General features: G+C 57.0%; 15 protein-coding genes. 3 read left to right on the top strand and 12 right to left on the bottom strand.

The window, feature by feature from the left end; all coding sequences use genetic code 11:
• Positions 1-33: 33 nt before the first annotated feature.
• The 3 genes from RBB47_RS16360 to fliI all read right to left on the bottom strand — a co-directional run bounded on the left by RBB47_RS16360 (position 34) and on the right by fliI (position 2448).
• Positions 34-483 carry a paraquat-inducible protein A gene (locus tag RBB47_RS16360; protein WP_371932799.1) on the bottom strand — a complete coding sequence of 150 codons (450 nt, stop codon included), beginning with the start codon at positions 481-483 and terminating at the stop codon, positions 34-36.
• A gap of 203 nt (positions 484-686) precedes the next feature.
• Positions 687-1094 carry a flagellar export protein FliJ gene (fliJ, locus tag RBB47_RS16355; protein ID WP_305986919.1) on the bottom strand — a complete coding sequence of 136 codons (408 nt, stop codon included), beginning with the start codon at positions 1092-1094 and terminating at the stop codon, positions 687-689.
• Positions 1095-1122: 28 nt separating this feature from the next.
• Positions 1123-2448, bottom strand: coding sequence for a flagellar protein export ATPase FliI (gene fliI / locus RBB47_RS16350; RefSeq protein WP_305986918.1), 1326 nt, complete (start codon positions 2446-2448; stop codon positions 1123-1125).
• Between the two features lie 371 nt (positions 2449-2819).
• Here fliI and ctrA point away from each other — a divergent pair, with 371 nt between their 5' ends.
• Positions 2820-3512 (top strand): response regulator transcription factor CtrA, encoded by a 693-nt coding sequence (ctrA, locus tag RBB47_RS16345; protein WP_299483262.1) that lies wholly within the window; start codon positions 2820-2822, stop codon positions 3510-3512.
• Between the two features lie 108 nt (positions 3513-3620).
• Here ctrA and RBB47_RS16340 read toward each other — a convergent pair whose 3' ends face one another.
• Both RBB47_RS16340 and RBB47_RS16335 read right to left on the bottom strand, forming a co-directional pair.
• Positions 3621-3986 (bottom strand): VOC family protein, encoded by a 366-nt coding sequence (locus RBB47_RS16340; RefSeq protein WP_305986916.1) that lies wholly within the window; start codon positions 3984-3986, stop codon positions 3621-3623.
• Positions 3987-4193: 207 nt separating this feature from the next.
• Positions 4194-5162, bottom strand: coding sequence for an MBL fold metallo-hydrolase (locus tag RBB47_RS16335; RefSeq protein WP_305986915.1), 969 nt, complete (start codon positions 5160-5162; stop codon positions 4194-4196).
• A 291-nt stretch (positions 5163-5453) separates the two neighbouring features.
• On the opposite strand from RBB47_RS16335, the gene RBB47_RS16330 reads away from it, so the two are divergent.
• Positions 5454-6365, top strand: coding sequence for a LytTR family DNA-binding domain-containing protein (locus RBB47_RS16330; protein ID WP_305986914.1), 912 nt, complete (start codon positions 5454-5456; stop codon positions 6363-6365).
• A gap of 39 nt (positions 6366-6404) precedes the next feature.
• Here RBB47_RS16330 and RBB47_RS16325 read toward each other — a convergent pair whose 3' ends face one another.
• The 7 genes from RBB47_RS16325 to RBB47_RS16295 form a co-directional block, all read right to left on the bottom strand.
• The gene (locus tag RBB47_RS16325; RefSeq protein WP_305986913.1) at positions 6405-7289 is read right to left on the bottom strand and encodes a protein-glutamate O-methyltransferase CheR; all 885 of its coding nucleotides are present in this window, start codon (positions 7287-7289) and stop codon (positions 6405-6407) included.
• A complete protein-coding gene (locus RBB47_RS16320) occupies positions 7286-8506 on the bottom strand; it encodes a chemotaxis response regulator protein-glutamate methylesterase (protein WP_305986912.1) in 1221 nt (406 codons plus the stop codon). Before RBB47_RS16320 ends, RBB47_RS16325 begins: the two co-directional genes overlap by 4 nt.
• A gap of 20 nt (positions 8507-8526) precedes the next feature.
• Positions 8527-8892 (bottom strand): PleD family two-component system response regulator, encoded by a 366-nt coding sequence (locus tag RBB47_RS16315; RefSeq protein ID WP_305986911.1) that lies wholly within the window; start codon positions 8890-8892, stop codon positions 8527-8529.
• Between the two features lie 33 nt (positions 8893-8925).
• On the bottom strand, positions 8926-9417 hold the full coding sequence (locus tag RBB47_RS16310) for a chemotaxis protein CheW (protein WP_305986910.1): 492 nt from the start codon (positions 9415-9417) through the stop codon (positions 8926-8928).
• Positions 9414-12221 (bottom strand): chemotaxis protein CheW, encoded by a 2808-nt coding sequence (locus tag RBB47_RS16305; protein ID WP_305986909.1) that lies wholly within the window; start codon positions 12219-12221, stop codon positions 9414-9416. The genes RBB47_RS16310 and RBB47_RS16305 overlap by 4 nt, the downstream gene beginning before the upstream one ends.
• Before the next feature lie 132 nt (positions 12222-12353).
• Positions 12354-12998 carry a histidine phosphotransferase ChpT gene (gene chpT / locus RBB47_RS16300; protein ID WP_305986908.1) on the bottom strand — a complete coding sequence of 215 codons (645 nt, stop codon included), beginning with the start codon at positions 12996-12998 and terminating at the stop codon, positions 12354-12356.
• Between the two features lie 212 nt (positions 12999-13210).
• Complete coding sequence (locus RBB47_RS16295; RefSeq protein ID WP_305986907.1) at positions 13211-13666, bottom strand: YHS domain-containing (seleno)protein; 456 nt, start codon at positions 13664-13666, stop codon at positions 13211-13213.
• A 157-nt stretch (positions 13667-13823) separates the two neighbouring features.
• Here RBB47_RS16295 and RBB47_RS16290 point away from each other — a divergent pair, with 157 nt between their 5' ends.
• Positions 13824-14429: a DUF1134 domain-containing protein gene (locus tag RBB47_RS16290; RefSeq protein WP_305986906.1), complete on the top strand. Its 606-nt coding sequence runs from the start codon at positions 13824-13826 to the stop codon at positions 14427-14429.
• The last annotated feature ends 13 nt before the right edge of the window (positions 14430-14442 follow it).

Here is a 14442-nt window from a genome sequence, read left to right as displayed (position 1 = left end):
TCACGCGAAGACCAGTCAGCCGCAGCATTTTTCCTACCGGTTTGAAGTCCGCGCGCACAGGCTTGCCGCGACGGCGGTCGTCAACGTGGCGGCTGCATAGAACCAAAGGCCTGGCAGGATTGCCGCTGCGGCGAGGCCACTGGTCTTGGCGGCGAACAAAACAAGTGCCACCAGCATGACATCCAGCATCGACCACTTGCTGACGGTGGAAAGAAGCGCCAGCGAGCGTGAATTGCCACCGGTAAAGGCCGCAATGTGGATCAGGAGGATTTTCACGGCCGGGAAACCGACCGAAAACAGACCGACAATCGACGCAAGGGCAATATCCCCCTGCATCCAGAGCTCCGTGATCATTTCAATCAGGTTCGGGCGGTCCTCAAGGAAATACAGCCGCTCAAACCGCATCAGCGGCTGCGTCAGCCCCAACGCAAAGGAAAAGGTTGCAAGCGGCAAAAGCAGAGCCAGAAATAATCGCAACGACAATGCTTACTCCCCGGGTTTTGCGTAAATCAGCTCACAGACAAGTGCACATTGGGCGGTCGCTTTTCAACAAATTGAAGCTGCGCCCGGGATTTCAGCCAGCCCAAACAACAAAACCCGATCGCCGGGGATGGCGATCAGGCACCAGGTGAACACTTCGCCTTGAAGTGTTCCGTCTTGTCAGAAAAAGCCCCAGAGCCCGCCGCCTAGCGTGCTCTTGCCCTTGCAGCGACTTCGTCGAGCTGCTCCTGTTCGGCAATCTCTTGAGCCGTCCGCTCACGCTGATGGTCGCGTTCCTCAAGCTGTTCGAACTTCTTCAGTTCTTCGATCGCCTCACTGAGTTCATCCTGGGCACGCTGCAACTGATCGTCCAGCTCATGTGCGGAATTGCGCAGATTGTCTCGGCGATCCGCAGCGGCCTTCGCAAAAGTCGGATATGCAAAATGAGTAACATCCGTGATCCCGACGCGCTCCTGCTCGGACCGAATCTGGTCATCAAGTTCGTCAGCCATACGGTTGAACTCGGCAATCATGCTCTCGATCTGAGCAAGTTGCCGTCGTTTTTCATCAACCTGAAACCGCTTCAAACGGATCAAACTGTCGCGGGTTTTCATAACTCAATACTCCCCTAACTCGGGCAGTCTACCCCGGAGTCATTTCCAAAAGGTTGGCAAGCTGCAAATATCCTTCAGAAAGTGACGTCGCCTCGTCTTTTCCCTGATTCAGGAAGTCGTCAATCAGCGCAAATCGGTGAATTGCCTCATCGACGGTCGGATCGGAGCCTTTTCGATATGCACCCAGACGGATGAGCTCCTCCATATCAGTATAGGTCGACAGCAACTGCCTTGCCTTGCGCAAAACGGGAATGTGCTCGTCCGGAACGCATCTCGGCATGGTCCTTGAAACGGATTTCAGGACATTGATTGCAGGATACCGTCCCCGCTCGGCAATGCCGCGTTCCATGACCACGTGACCGTCCAGGATGCCGCGAACAGCGTCGGCAACCGGTTCATTGTGATTGTCGCCTTCCACAAGCACGGTAAAAAGCCCTGTAATCGAACCGGCGCCCGTTTTCCCGGGGCCGGCCCGCTCCAGAAGCCGCGGCAGCTCCGTGAACACCGTCGGTGTATATCCCTTGGAGGTCGGCGGTTCGCCCACCGAAAGCCCGATCTCCCGCTGTGCCATGGCAAACCGTGTTACGGAATCCATCATGCACAGGACATTCTTGCCCTCGTCGCGGAAGTGTTCCGCCGCTGTCATCGCCAGATAAGCAGCCTGCCGGCGCATCAGGACGCTCTCGTCCGAAGTCGCCACTACGACGACGGAGCGTGCGAGACCTTCCTCTCCGAGATCATCCTCGATGAATTCCTGCACTTCACGTCCGCGTTCACCGATCAATCCGATCACGGCGATATCGCACTTGGTATTGCGCGCGAGCATGGACATCAGCACCGATTTGCCAACGCCCGATCCTGAGAAAATCCCCATGCGCTGGCCTTCGCAACAGGTCACGAACGTGTTGAGCGCTCTTACGCCGAGATCGAGCGGCGGGCCGACGCGCTGTCTCTCGGAGGCCGGCGGCGGCGCGCTGCGCAGCTTTCGCGGCACTTCCCCGTTTGCAAGTTCGCCCTTCCCGTCGATCGGTTCGCCAAGTGCGTTGACCACCCTGCCGAGCCAGGCGTTTCCGGGATGCACGACACTCTCGCGGGACTTGATGACGGCCTTGCACCCCATCCGGACGCCTTCCAGTCCGGAAAACGGCATGCAAAGCGCATGTCCATCTCTGAAACCGACAACTTCAGCCGGAACTTTCGGGTTATCCTCACCGCTGTCGATTAAAAGTCGTGAACCGACACTCATTTCGTGAATCGGTCCGGCGATCTCCACGAGAAGCCCCTGAACCGCGGTAACCCGCCCGTAAATCTCGGTCGGCATGAGCGAATCAATCTCGGCGAAAAGCGCCTTCAATGAAAATTCCTTCCGTTGTTAACGGATTTGGTAACCGATCGTTTACGACTCTGGTTAATCTTAACCTTTGGAAGGCTGACAAGCGAGGGTCATTTCGAAGTCAAACCGGCTTTGTTGAAAGGAATCTGAACGGAGTCGCTTAGATCCGTTTGTTAATGTTCAACATTAAGATTTGTGAATCTGAGTTTTTTCTGGGGATTCAACAAGTTGTTCGTTGTTCACAGATTCTCTTCTTCGGAGCTTGCCGCTGCGAATCATATTTTGTTAACCATTAATCGATAGCTTTGAGTCGGGGTTAACACAGTCCTTCGTAGCAGGCGCCGACACAGCCGTTGCGACTTGCCCAGGAAAGGCAGAACAAGGGGATTGGCATGCGTGTATTGTTGATTGAGGATGATAGCGCGACAGCGCAGAGCATCGAGTTGATGCTGAAGTCCGAGAACTTCAACGTCTACACGACAGATCTTGGCGAGGAAGGCATCGACCTCGGCAAACTGTACGACTACGACATTATCATGTTGGATTTGAACCTGCCGGACATGTCCGGGTATGAGGTTCTCCGCACACTTCGCGTTTCCAAGGTCAAAACACCGATTTTGATCCTGTCCGGCAACGCGGGTATCGAAGACAAGGTTCGCGGGCTCGGCTTTGGCGCCGACGATTATATGACCAAGCCGTTCCACAAGGACGAATTGGTCGCACGCATTCATGCGATCGTCCGCCGTTCCAAGGGCCATGCCCAGTCAGTGATCGTGACCGGCGACCTGAAGGTCAATCTGGACACCAAGACCGTCGAAGTCGGCGGCCAGCGTGTTCACCTGACCGGCAAGGAATACCAGATGCTGGAGCTGCTCTCGCTGCGCAAGGGCACCACGCTCACCAAGGAAATGTTCCTCAATCATCTGTATGGCGGAATGGATGAGCCGGAACTGAAAATCATCGACGTGTTCATCTGTAAGCTGCGCAAGAAGCTTGCATCGGCAACGTCCGGAAAGAACTACATCGAAACTGTCTGGGGCCGTGGCTACGTTCTGCGCGAACCGGATGTCGAAGCTGCTGCCTGACGGGCGGCCACTTCAAGGATTAAAAAAGCCCCGGGTCACCCGGGGCTTTTTGTTTTTCTGCCTTTCGCAATCAAGCAGAGGTTGGATATCTCTGAGGTCAACGCGACCCTAGTTGCCTTGCGGCTCCCACAATTCAATCGGGTTTCCTTCCGGATCGTGGACCCTGGCAAAACGCCCGATGCCGTCCATTTTTTCTTCATGGGAAACCGCAATGCCCTGCCCTCGAAGCTCTGTCAAAAGAGCGTCCAGGTCCAGGACCCGAAAATTCAGCATGAATTGCCGGTCTTTCGGGAAATAGTCCGTGTCCTCGGAAAAGGGAGCGAACACGGTCACACCCCGCTCGGAAATCCAGGGGGGCGACTGCATGTCCTTTGGAGCCTGGTTGATGCCAAGATGTGTCTCGTACCAAAGCGCAAGGGCTTCAGGATCCTTTGCGCGGAAAAACACACCGCCGATTCCCAAAAGGTTTTTCATCGCACGCTCCTGTCATCTGAAGTGCCTGAACAACCTGATCATGACACCTCTCCCTGTGCAATGTCAGCAAGGCTTCAGAAGCTCCGCGAAGTCAGGCAACACAGCATCGCGGCTTATCAGCGGTTTTCCAAACCGCAAAACCAAGCTCGCGACATGCGAAAGGCCGGCAATGCCGGCCTTTCTTCTCCCCACGTGCACTGGTTTTTCTTATAGATGCATCTGGTAGGACGCCGGTACATACCGGTAACCTGAGCCATCCACGGCAACATATCCAACAGCCGGGAACGGCATGTGGTAGCCGACAAACGGGATCTTGTCGGTGGCCAGCATGTCAAGGACGCTCCGGCGGGTCGCCGCTGCCGCTTCCTTGTCCATATCAAAGCGGACTTCCCATTCGGGGCGTGCAAGCGACCAGACATAGTGGTTGGCCGTGTCTGCCGCCAGCAACAGCTGTTGTCCACCGCTCTCCAGCATGTAGACCGTGTGACCCGGCGTGTGGCCATGCGCGTCGACCGCCGTTACGCCGGAGGTGACCGATCCGCCACCGCCCAGGAACGTCATCTTTTCTGCAAGCGGCTTGACGTTTTTCGTCATCAGCTTGGTGACACCATTGGCTTCCGGATCCATGGCAGCCCAGAAGTCATATTCCTTCTGCGCGGTCACGTAGCGCGCATTTGCAAAAGCAGGTGCCCCACCTTCCATAAGGCCACCAATGTGATCGGGATGCATGTGCGTGATGACAACAACATCGACCTGCTCGGGCGTATAGCCGGCGCTTTCCAGGGCCGCGCGCATGTTGCCGCGTGCCGGACGGCCACCCTCACCGACACCGGTGTCGAACAGGATCAGCTCGCTGCCTGTATTCACCACGGTCGGCGTGAAATACGCCTTGAAGGTGTCGGACGGAATGAAATTGTCATCGGAATGAGCCACGAACGCATCCGGCTCGACATTCATGCCGAAGGTTTTCTGGGGCTCACCAACAGTCACTGCACCGTCAAGCAATGTGGTGACTTCGAAATCGCCAACGGCGTATCGGGCGATCGGTGCGGTCATCGGTCCCTGTTTTTCTGCAGCTGCAAAGGCAACATTTGATGAGGCAAGGCTCGCCCCTGCAATGGCTCCGCCCGCACCCATGAGTGCGGCCCGGCGTGTCAGTTCCACTTTTATGGTCATATTCAGTCTCCAGCAGCGTCCAATGGACCGTTTCCAACGAGCCCGCGCAAATATCGGAGGACACAACCACAGGGCAACGTCCCGCTCGTCTCACCGCGTAAAGTGGCGCAAAGCTTTGGAAAGAAAAGACACAGCTTCTTCAGATGGGATCTTTTTCGCCAATTCTCGGATTGCCGTTGTCGACAAAACTATTGTCTATATTTCAATGGGATAGACTGCGTGCAATTCATGCTTCTTGAATGGCGGGGCAGATTCGTCATACTCGCGCTGACTGAAGTTTGAACTTTCGTGATGATCCGGACCTACGCCGCACAGATTTCGTTTCTTGCACTGGCCGCCGCGCTGCTGCTTGCATCAACGCAGACCCAGCGGCCCGATCACTGGTCGCTTGCAGGCCTTTACGGTTACTGGACTGTCCGTGTCCTGATAGAGGCTGGCCTCTTTGTGGCGTTTGCCGAACTGATCGGACGCCTGCCTGGCTTGAAGCCACATGTTCTCACAACAGCCGCCCTGGCGGCGATTGTCAGTCTTGTGCCCTTTGCCTTGTCGATAACCGCAATGGACCTGATCTTGGGATTACCGGAACTTGACGGATCCGTGTCATTTGACAACGCACAAGCTGGAGCCGCTGTCGCACAGAGCTCTACAGACAGCCGGATTGGTTCCTTTTTCCGGGAGATTGTCTACCTGTCGGACAATCACCTTGCGCTGTGCCTATTGTTGACGGCTCCCAAGCTCTTTCAAGCGCTTGCAAACACCGGCGCGACCGCGGGCTCACTTTCCGACGCGGCGCAGGACCCGGAGGAAACCTCAGACGAAAACGGCGCGATGGAGCCAGAAGCCGAGAAAGCACAGTCCGCCGGTGCAGGCTACCTCCGGCATTTGGACCAGCCGTTGAAAGGCATACTGCTGAGGGTCGAAGCCCAGGAACACTATGTCCGTCTGGTCACCGATCAGGAAAACCGCATGATTCTCTACCGGTTCAACGATGTTGTTGCCGAACTGCCGGACACCGTTGGAATGCAGGTTCACAGAAGCCACTGGATAGCCTTCGCCGCGGTTGAAAACCTCGCACGCGATGGCGGCCGTCTATGGATTGTCGTCAGGGATGGGTCGAAGGTCCCTGTCAGCCGCAAATATACCGCGCCGGTCCAGGCACGCTTCGGGAAGCTTGAAGCGGACGCAAAAAGGGCGGTCAATTGACCGCCCATTTGTGTTTACCAGCTGATTGTCCGGTTCGGATCAGCGGCGAAATCCAACACCGCCGCCAACGGCAAGCCTCGGCCCGGACACGGTTCCGGGCGCCGCCTGAACCGCTTGCTTCTTCTGGAAAAGACCGCGTTTCCCGGCAACCGGTTTGAATGCGTCCGTCAGTCCGACCACGGTCTCGGCCGCGCCAAGAACCAGGTAGCCGTCGTCAGGAAGCGTTTTGGCGAGGCGTCCGAGAATCTCGGATTTCGTCGTCTGATCGAAATAAATCAGCACGTTCCGGCAGAAAACAATATCGAATTCGCCGAGATGCGTGAAACTCTCGAGCAGGTTCAGTTTCTTCCATTCGATCATTGCCCGCATATCAGGGTTGATCTGCCACATGTCGCCTTTTTGCTCGAAATATTTGAGGAGCATCTGGATCGGCAGGCCGCGTTGCACCTCAAACTGGCTGTAAAGCCCGGTTTTCGCCTTCTCAAGCACTTCCTGGGACAGGTCGGTACCAAGAATGCGCGTGCGCCAGCCCGCCATTTTGGCCGCATATTCCTTCAGGCAGATCCCGAGCGAATAAGGCTCCTGACCGGTGGAAGCTGCTGCGCACCAGATCTTGAGCTGCCGGCGCGTGGCGCGTGCCTCCATCAAGGAGGGCAGCATCGTATCCTTGAAATGCTCGAAAGGTGTCTTGTCGCGGAAGAAGAACGACTCGTTCGTCGTCATGGCTTCAATGACATCTGTCTCCAGGGCGCGGTTCGTGCCGCGCTGGAGCTGCTGGATCACAGCACTCAAGGTCTCAAGTTTCGAGCTCCTGGCGATCGGCAGCAAACGGCTCTCAACGAGATACTGCTTGTCGTTGGAAAGGACCAGGCCGGAGCGGGTCTTGAGAAAATTCTTGAGGAATTCGAACTCGCTGGGAGTCATCGTGTATTCCCCTTCAAAACGCGTGAAATCTTAGGCCCGATCTGGTTCAGCGGCAGGATCTCGCAGCACATGCCTGTTTGTGCAGCTGCACCCGGCATGCCCCAGACGACGCTGGTTGCCTCGTCCTGCGTGATAACGCTGCCGCCACCGGCGGCGATGGTCTTGACCCCGTCTGCGCCGTCATGGCCCATTCCGGTCAGGATGACGGCAAGGCTTGCCGATCCGTAGGCCTTAGCGACGCTGTCAAACAGAGGGTCGACCGCAGGCTTGCAGAAATTGACCGGCGGCCCGTCGTCCAGACGGATACGGACCGCGCCGGCGTCCTTCTCAAGGACCATATGCTTGCCACCTGGCGCAACGTAGATGTTGCCGGCCTTAAGGATTTCGCCGTCCTCGCCCTCTTTGGCCGGACGCAGCGCCGCCTTGCCCATATGCTCAGCCAGGATCGAGGTGAATGTCGGCGGCATATGCTGGGTAATGACGACCGGAATGTCGTTCATCGCGGTGCCGACTTCCTTCATCACGTCCTGCAGGGCCTGGGGTCCGCCGGTCGACGAACCAATCGCCAGAATGCGCGGCCGGGCAGACGAATAAGGACGTGTCTGGAACTTGGACCCCGCTGCAGCCGGTGCCGGTTTTGCGGCTCCCCGGAAACTTGCGCGCGTATCGGTCGCTGGTCTTGCCGACACGGGCCTGACAGGCTGCGCCGTCTGTCCGGCACGCGTTTCGGCGCGCATTGTCCTGGCCGGACCACGCATGCGAACCGCGCGAGCACCGAGCGCCTTGACCTTTTCAATAAGCTCCCGCCGGAAGTCGATGGACGTCGTGACCTCGGAATTTGACTCCGGTTTGGGCACGTAGTCGGCTGCGCCGAGCGAAAGTGCCTTCAGGCTAATTTCGGCGTTCCGGCGCGTCAGCGTCGAGGCCATGATGACCACAAGATCGCGCTTCTTCGCCAGCATCAGCGGCAGCGCCGTCATGCCATCCATTTCAGGCATCTCGATATCGAGAACGACGACGTCGGGATTGCTTTTTTCTATATCGTCAACGGCGAGTTTGCCGTTGCGTTGAGAACTGACAACCTTGAGAGACTTGTCTTCCCCAAGCCAACGGGTCAGCAGGCCGCGGATGACCACGGCATCGTCAACGACCATAACTTTGATCGGGTCGCTGCCCGGATTAGCGCCCGCAGGAACGCTTCTTTGCGCAAAAGCCATTAAGACTGCCCAACTCGAAACTAAATAAGACCGACTTCCTGAAACTTGGCTTCGACAATTTCCCGGTCGAACGGTTTCATGATGTACTCATTTGCACCAGCGCGGATCGCCCGTGCGATATGGGCGACGTCGTTTTCCGTCGTGCAGAAAACAACGATCGGATTTTCTCCGCCCTCTTCAGCTCTGAGGCTGGTCAGAAACTCAAGACCGTCCATTACCGGCATGTTCCAATCCAGGAGGATTGCGTCCGGCATGGTTTTCCTGCACTCGTCAAGCGCCTGCTGACCGTCCTCCGCTTCGGTGATTTCGAAGTCCATGTCTTCGAGGATCCTGCGGGCGACCTTACGGATGACGCTTGAGTCATCAACTACAAGGCACTGTTTCATCACCTGTTACTCCACTCATTGGCCGTCAGGCCGTTACGCTGCTGCCATCGGCTCGGTAAACAATGCGCCGAGAAGACGATCGACATCCAGAATGACCATCAACTGTCCGTCCAGGCGGTGCACACCACCGGAAATCTCCGCCCAGCGGCGGTCGAGGTTCGACGGGTTCGGCTCCGCGGACGCTGCCGGAAGAGTCAGGACTTCGCCAACAGTGTCGATGACGAGACCGTAGCTTTCCTGCTTGTACTCAATCCCGACCGCCATCATCTGCTCGTCTTCCAGCGGCGGAAGATGCAGGCGCCGGCGCATGTTGATCGCCGTGACGATACGGCCGCGCAGGTTCAAGACACCCTGCACTTCCGGAGCTGACATCGGCACCCGTGTGACACTCTCGGGGACGAATACGTCATGGACCTGCGAGATCGGAAGGCCGAAGAGCTGGCCACCGATGACCACCGTCACATACTGGATCGTATCGCTGGCAGCACCAGCGTCCCCGTTGACTTTGTTTTCCAGGACACTCATGCGGCAGCTCCCAGTTCATTGGAGAAGACATCTTTCAGGGCAGCAATCAACCCGGGCCGGTCGAACTTGGCGACATAATCGTCGAACCCGGCCTGGCGGCCACGCTCGATCGATGCCGGCGTCACCATCGAGGACAGCGCGAGGATCGGGATGTTGCGGAAGCGCGGATCGCGGCGCAGGGATTCGCAGAACTCGAACCCGTTGATCTCCGGCATCTCGATATCGCTGACAATCGCGTGGAACTTGTCACCGTTTTCCAGGAGATCGAATGCCTGCTGCGGGCCGGTGCAGGTTGTCACGTCATAGCCTGCGGCCTTCAGCACCGGTGTCAGCATGTTGCGGAAGAAGGAACTGTCGTCGACGAAGAGCACCTTCTTCGTCAGCGCTTCAATGTCCATCTCCTTGCGCATGAACCAGTCTTCAAACGCTTGCGGCAGATAATAGCCGAGGTCGATGATTTCGGTTGCGCGTTCCTTGACAACGGCGGACCCGAGCACGCCCGGACGTTCAGAGCCGACCTCGATGTTCATGCGGTCCTCGACAATGTCGACGATCTCGTCGACGACCAGGCCCATGGAGCGGCCGGAGTCGGAGAAGACCAGCATCGGCTGGGTGCCTTCCGTCTTGTGGCAGTCGCCTTCGTTGACATAGACCAGCGGCATGAGCGAGCCCCGGTACTGCACCAGGTCCCGACCGTTGGACCGTTCGATCTTGGAGACCTCGAATTCCTCCAGGCGGGTGACCAGCGACAGCGGGACCGCCTTTGGCTCCGGCGCGCCGGCACGGAACAGCAGCAGCGAAATTGCGTTCTGGCCGGACATGGCCTTGCGCTGCAGGTCTTCCTGTTCGTCTTCCTGCGATTCGGCGACCGCGCTCGAAGCATGGCTTGCCATTGCACCGGCGATGCCGTTCGGGTCGATGATCATGATCACCGAGCCGTCGCCCAGGATGGTGTTGCCGGAGAACATGTCGAGTGCTCGAAGCATGGTCGACATCGGCTTGACCACGATTTCCTCGGTATGGAAGACACCGTCGACCACAACACCGAATGTCTGGCTGCCGACCTGCATGACGACAATGAAACCGTTGTCGGCATCAATCGCCTGGTCGGCGTCCTCGCCTTCATAAATTCCCAGAAGCTGGGACAGGTGGACAAGCGGCAGAAGCTTGTTGCGCAAGCGCAGGACCGGCGTGTCCTTGATCCGTTCGATACGATGCTCGGAATTTGTCTGGACCCGGACAAGCTCCACGACAGAAAGCTGCGGGATTGCAAACCGATCACCGCTGGCCTCAACAATCAGCGTTGACACGATCGCGAGCGTCAGCGGGATCTTGATGATGAAGCTGGAACCCTTGCCGGTCGCAGAGCGCAGGTCGACGGTGCCGCCAATCAGTTCGATGTTGTTGCGCACCACATCCATGCCGACACCGCGTCCGGAAACGCTGGTGACTTCGGCGGCGGTGGAAAAGCCTGCATGGAAGATGAACTTGTGGATCTGGGAATCCGTCATCTTTTCGAATTCGGCTTCCGTGGCCAGGCCACGCTCCAGAACTTTCGCTTTCACCTTCTCGACATCGATGCCCTTACCGTCGTCACGGACCTCGATGATGATGTGACCGCCCTCATGATAAGCGGCAAGAGTGATGATACCCTTTTCCGGCTTGCCGGCGGCGCGGCGCTCCTCGGGGCGCTCCAGACCATGGTCGGCCGAATTGCGGACCATATGTGTCAGCGGATCCTTGATCATCTCAAGAACCTGACGGTCCAGTTCTGTATCGGCACCGATCATTTCCAGTTCGATCGGTTTCGCCAGTTCCTGGCTCAGATCGCGCACGATGCGCGGCAGTTTCTGCCAGGCATTGCCGATCGGCTGCATGCGGGTCGCCATGACCCCTTCCTGCAGCTCCGCAGTCACGTTTGAAAGGCGCTGCAACGGCACCTTGAATTCACTGTCTTCGTGCCGGCGTACGATTTCAAGCAGCTGGTTGCGGGTCAGCACCAGCTCGGACACCATGGTCATCAGGTGCTCAAGCGTATCGACGGCAACACGAATGCTCTGGTTTGAGACACCGCCACCGGCAGCTTTCTTCTCACCGCCGTCACCACCGGCCTTCTTGGCGGCAACCGCCTTGCTGGGCTCGGGCTTGGCTTCAACCTTTGCGGCAACCGGCGCCGGTGCGGGCTCATCGATCTCATCAGCCATGTCTTCGGCTTCAATCGGTGCCACTTCGGCGATTTCGACCTCGATCTCGGTCTCCTGGAAAGCCCTCTCCAGTTCATCAAGAGAGACCTCGCCGGGACGCAGCGGTCGCTCAAGTGTCTGCTCAGGATTTTCTTCTTCCGATACCTCTTCAGCCTCTTCCGCAGCAGGTGTCTCGTCGACCACCTCTGCTTCGGCTTCACCGCCGCCAGCCATGGCCACGTCTGCCTTGGCCGACATGTCCTCCAGCTTGCCGATCAGCTCGCTGTCGTCACCTTGAGGTTCTTCACCTTCCGCAGCCTCGAGTTCCTGGAGGATGTCCTTGATCTGATCGATAGAGATCAGGATAAGCGAAACCGCTTCCTGCGTGACGGGCGCGCCATCACGAAACTTGCCCATGAGCGTTTCCGCCGCATGAGCAATACCTTCAAGCCGGGGCAGGCCCAAAAATCCGCAAGTGCCCTTAATCGTGTGCACGAGACGGAAAATGTTATCAAGAATGGTTGCGTTGTTCGGTTCCTGCTCGAACTTTACGAGCTCAACGTCAACAACATCGAGACTCTCGTTCGTCTCGGTAATGAATTCCCTGAGGAGGTCGTCCATGGCCTGCTCTCACCCGACTTGTTACTGGTTCCGCATCCGGAAACGGATGTCTGGACCGAAAAGTCCATGTGAGCAGGTTGACCTCAAAGAGTTAAGATACGCTGAAACCAGCGGAGACTTTTGTAGCTCTATTTAGATCTTTGGAAGGGCCGTTATTTTTACCAATTCTTCTTGTTTATCTATCGTTAATACCATTTCGGATTCTCGGGCGAGCAGCAACGTGTAAATTGGCTGAACCGAGTGCGCATCCACCCGTTCAGGCTCTTCTCCACCCAGAGTTTCTTTCATTCCCAAGGGGATACGGGGGTTGAGTCCGCTCGCCGTCAGCACAAAGGACGGAGATTGCGGGTCGCCTTCCATTTCAACTTTAATTTCGCCTCCGCGCGGAACACACTGGTTGGCAATAAGTATAAGGTTAAGGAGAAGCTTGACGTAGTTCTTCGGCATCAGGTGCCGGGACACTTGCCAAACTAGATCGGATTTTTCGTTTTCCATAAACCCTGTGGCAACAACCTGCGCATCGCCAAGGTCGATTTCCGCACCCGCAGATCCAGCTGCCCCGAATGCCAATCGTGCAAACTGGAGTTTTGCCGAAGCCTGCCGGGCACTTTTACGAATGAGGTCCATCGCAAACTCGCGCATGTCCTCCGATCCTTCCTCGTCGAGGACTTCAAGACCGTTTGTGATTGCGCCGACCGGACTGATGATGTCGTGACAGACACGGCTGGCGACCAAAGCGGCTAGGTCCAGAGAGGAAAGCTCTTGAAGTGCAGACATGACGATTTAGGGCTCTTCTACAGGGTCTAAGCGAAATTCTGATTCGCGTGGGTTTGCGCAAGCGTTACACATCCTCAAAGCCGCTGCCAAGGCAGCGTCCGGCAGCAATTCCGGTCATCCAGATGAAAGTTGCGGATTTGGAACGTTTGGGCGGAAAAGGCCGGTTTCTGATATCACCTCAGACCGATTTGGCTCTTTTTTGCGCTCCCGCACTACCGTTCGGGAACACAGCCGACTTTACCGGCGTTTGCTTCTGCTTCTTTCAAAAGTTCCGCTCCGTTGACGATGAACAGGAAACGATTGACGACCGAATGGAAAAAAACCAGCTTTCCCTCAACAAGGGCATAGATGAAGGGACTGCCTGCAGTCGCAAACCCTTCCGAAAGGGCGTACCCGCCGCAGCCGGCAAAGAGCGGCGCGTAGGTTTCGGGGTTTCTTTCAAAAGCAGCAAGATTGCCCTCGTTGACGAAGATCCACTCGGCACCGCCCCAATAAAGTTCGTGGCGCCGGTCACCCTTGCGCGGCTGGCCGTCCACAAAAAAGGACACCGGGTCGTGCCCGCCGATCGCGTAGCCCGTTATCGGATCGGGGACGAAAAGTTGGGGACGCGCGACACTGGAACCCGCAAAAACAGCCAGAACGGCGCTTAAGGCAAGGCAAAGACACATCCACGTCTTTTTTTCAGGCCAGCTTTTCATTGATTCGGCTTATGTAAGTGCAGAAGCTTGTGCGAATCAGCATGATTCTGCTGGAGTTTAGCATTGCGATCTGGGGGATCGGAAAACAATGCGCCGCATCCATCAGATTACGAGGAGTCTATATTCAATGGCACAAATTTCCTGGCGAGTGGCGCCCCTGATTGCAGCCGCGTTCCTGTGCTTGTGTTTGATTGCCAACCCGACCGTCTCATTCGCTCAATCGTCCGGTGCGGAACCGATTCCGAACAATCAGACCTTTGACGAGGATGAAATCCTCAAGACCGGACACGAATTTTTCGGCGCAGTGTCCGGCGGACTGGCTTCGGTCATCGAACGGGCCTTTTCCAGATATGGCGAACCCAACGGGTATATTCTGGGAGAAGAAGGCTCGGGAGCATTCGTGGCAGGCGCGCGCTACGGTGAAGGCCACCTCTACACCCGCAATGCCGGCACTCACAAGATCTTCTGGCAGGGGCCTTCGGTCGGATGGGATTTCGGTGCTGATGGCGCCAGGGTCATGATGCTTGTCTATGGGCTGCCGAATGTGAATTCGATCTATGACCGTTTTGCGGGCGTGAACGGTTCGGCCTATCTCGTCGGCGGCGCAGGAATGACGGTTCTGCTCAAGAACGAAATCGTTCTTGTCCCGGTCAAGGCGGGTGTCGGTGCCCGGCTCGGCTTGAACATGGGATATCTCAAGGTCACGTCGAAACCGACCTGGAACCCCTTCTGACGCATTGACCTTG

The sequence above is a fragment of the Roseibium sp. MMSF_3544 genome (assembly GCF_030732845.1).
Lineage (GTDB): Bacteria > Pseudomonadota > Alphaproteobacteria > Rhizobiales > Stappiaceae > Roseibium.
Note: the sequence above shows the minus strand (reverse complement) of the source record. Positions and strands in the feature narration are given on the sequence as shown.

Excerpts from the sequence above, each read along its gene's own strand:
- fliJ (WP_305986919.1), bottom strand. The coding sequence starts at position 1,094 with ATGAAAACCCGCGACAGTTTGATCCGTTTGAAGCGGTTTCAGGTTGAT.
- ctrA (WP_299483262.1), top strand. The coding sequence starts at position 2,820 with ATGCGTGTATTGTTGATTGAGGATGATAGCGCGACAGCGCAGAGCATC.
- RBB47_RS16340 (WP_305986916.1), bottom strand. The coding sequence starts at position 3,986 with ATGAAAAACCTTTTGGGAATCGGCGGTGTGTTTTTCCGCGCAAAGGAT.
- RBB47_RS16335 (WP_305986915.1), bottom strand. The coding sequence starts at position 5,162 with ATGACCATAAAAGTGGAACTGACACGCCGGGCCGCACTCATGGGTGCG.
- RBB47_RS16330 (WP_305986914.1), top strand. The coding sequence starts at position 5,454 with ATGATCCGGACCTACGCCGCACAGATTTCGTTTCTTGCACTGGCCGCC.
- RBB47_RS16325 (WP_305986913.1), bottom strand. The coding sequence starts at position 7,289 with ATGACTCCCAGCGAGTTCGAATTCCTCAAGAATTTTCTCAAGACCCGC.
- RBB47_RS16320 (WP_305986912.1), bottom strand. The coding sequence starts at position 8,506 with ATGGCTTTTGCGCAAAGAAGCGTTCCTGCGGGCGCTAATCCGGGCAGC.
- RBB47_RS16315 (WP_305986911.1), bottom strand. The coding sequence starts at position 8,892 with ATGAAACAGTGCCTTGTAGTTGATGACTCAAGCGTCATCCGTAAGGTC.
- RBB47_RS16310 (WP_305986910.1), bottom strand. The coding sequence starts at position 9,417 with ATGAGTGTCCTGGAAAACAAAGTCAACGGGGACGCTGGTGCTGCCAGC.
- RBB47_RS16305 (WP_305986909.1), bottom strand. The coding sequence starts at position 12,221 with ATGGACGACCTCCTCAGGGAATTCATTACCGAGACGAACGAGAGTCTC.
- chpT (WP_305986908.1), bottom strand. The coding sequence starts at position 12,998 with ATGTCTGCACTTCAAGAGCTTTCCTCTCTGGACCTAGCCGCTTTGGTC.
- RBB47_RS16295 (WP_305986907.1), bottom strand. The coding sequence starts at position 13,666 with ATGTGTCTTTGCCTTGCCTTAAGCGCCGTTCTGGCTGTTTTTGCGGGT.
- RBB47_RS16290 (WP_305986906.1), top strand. The coding sequence starts at position 13,824 with ATGGCACAAATTTCCTGGCGAGTGGCGCCCCTGATTGCAGCCGCGTTC.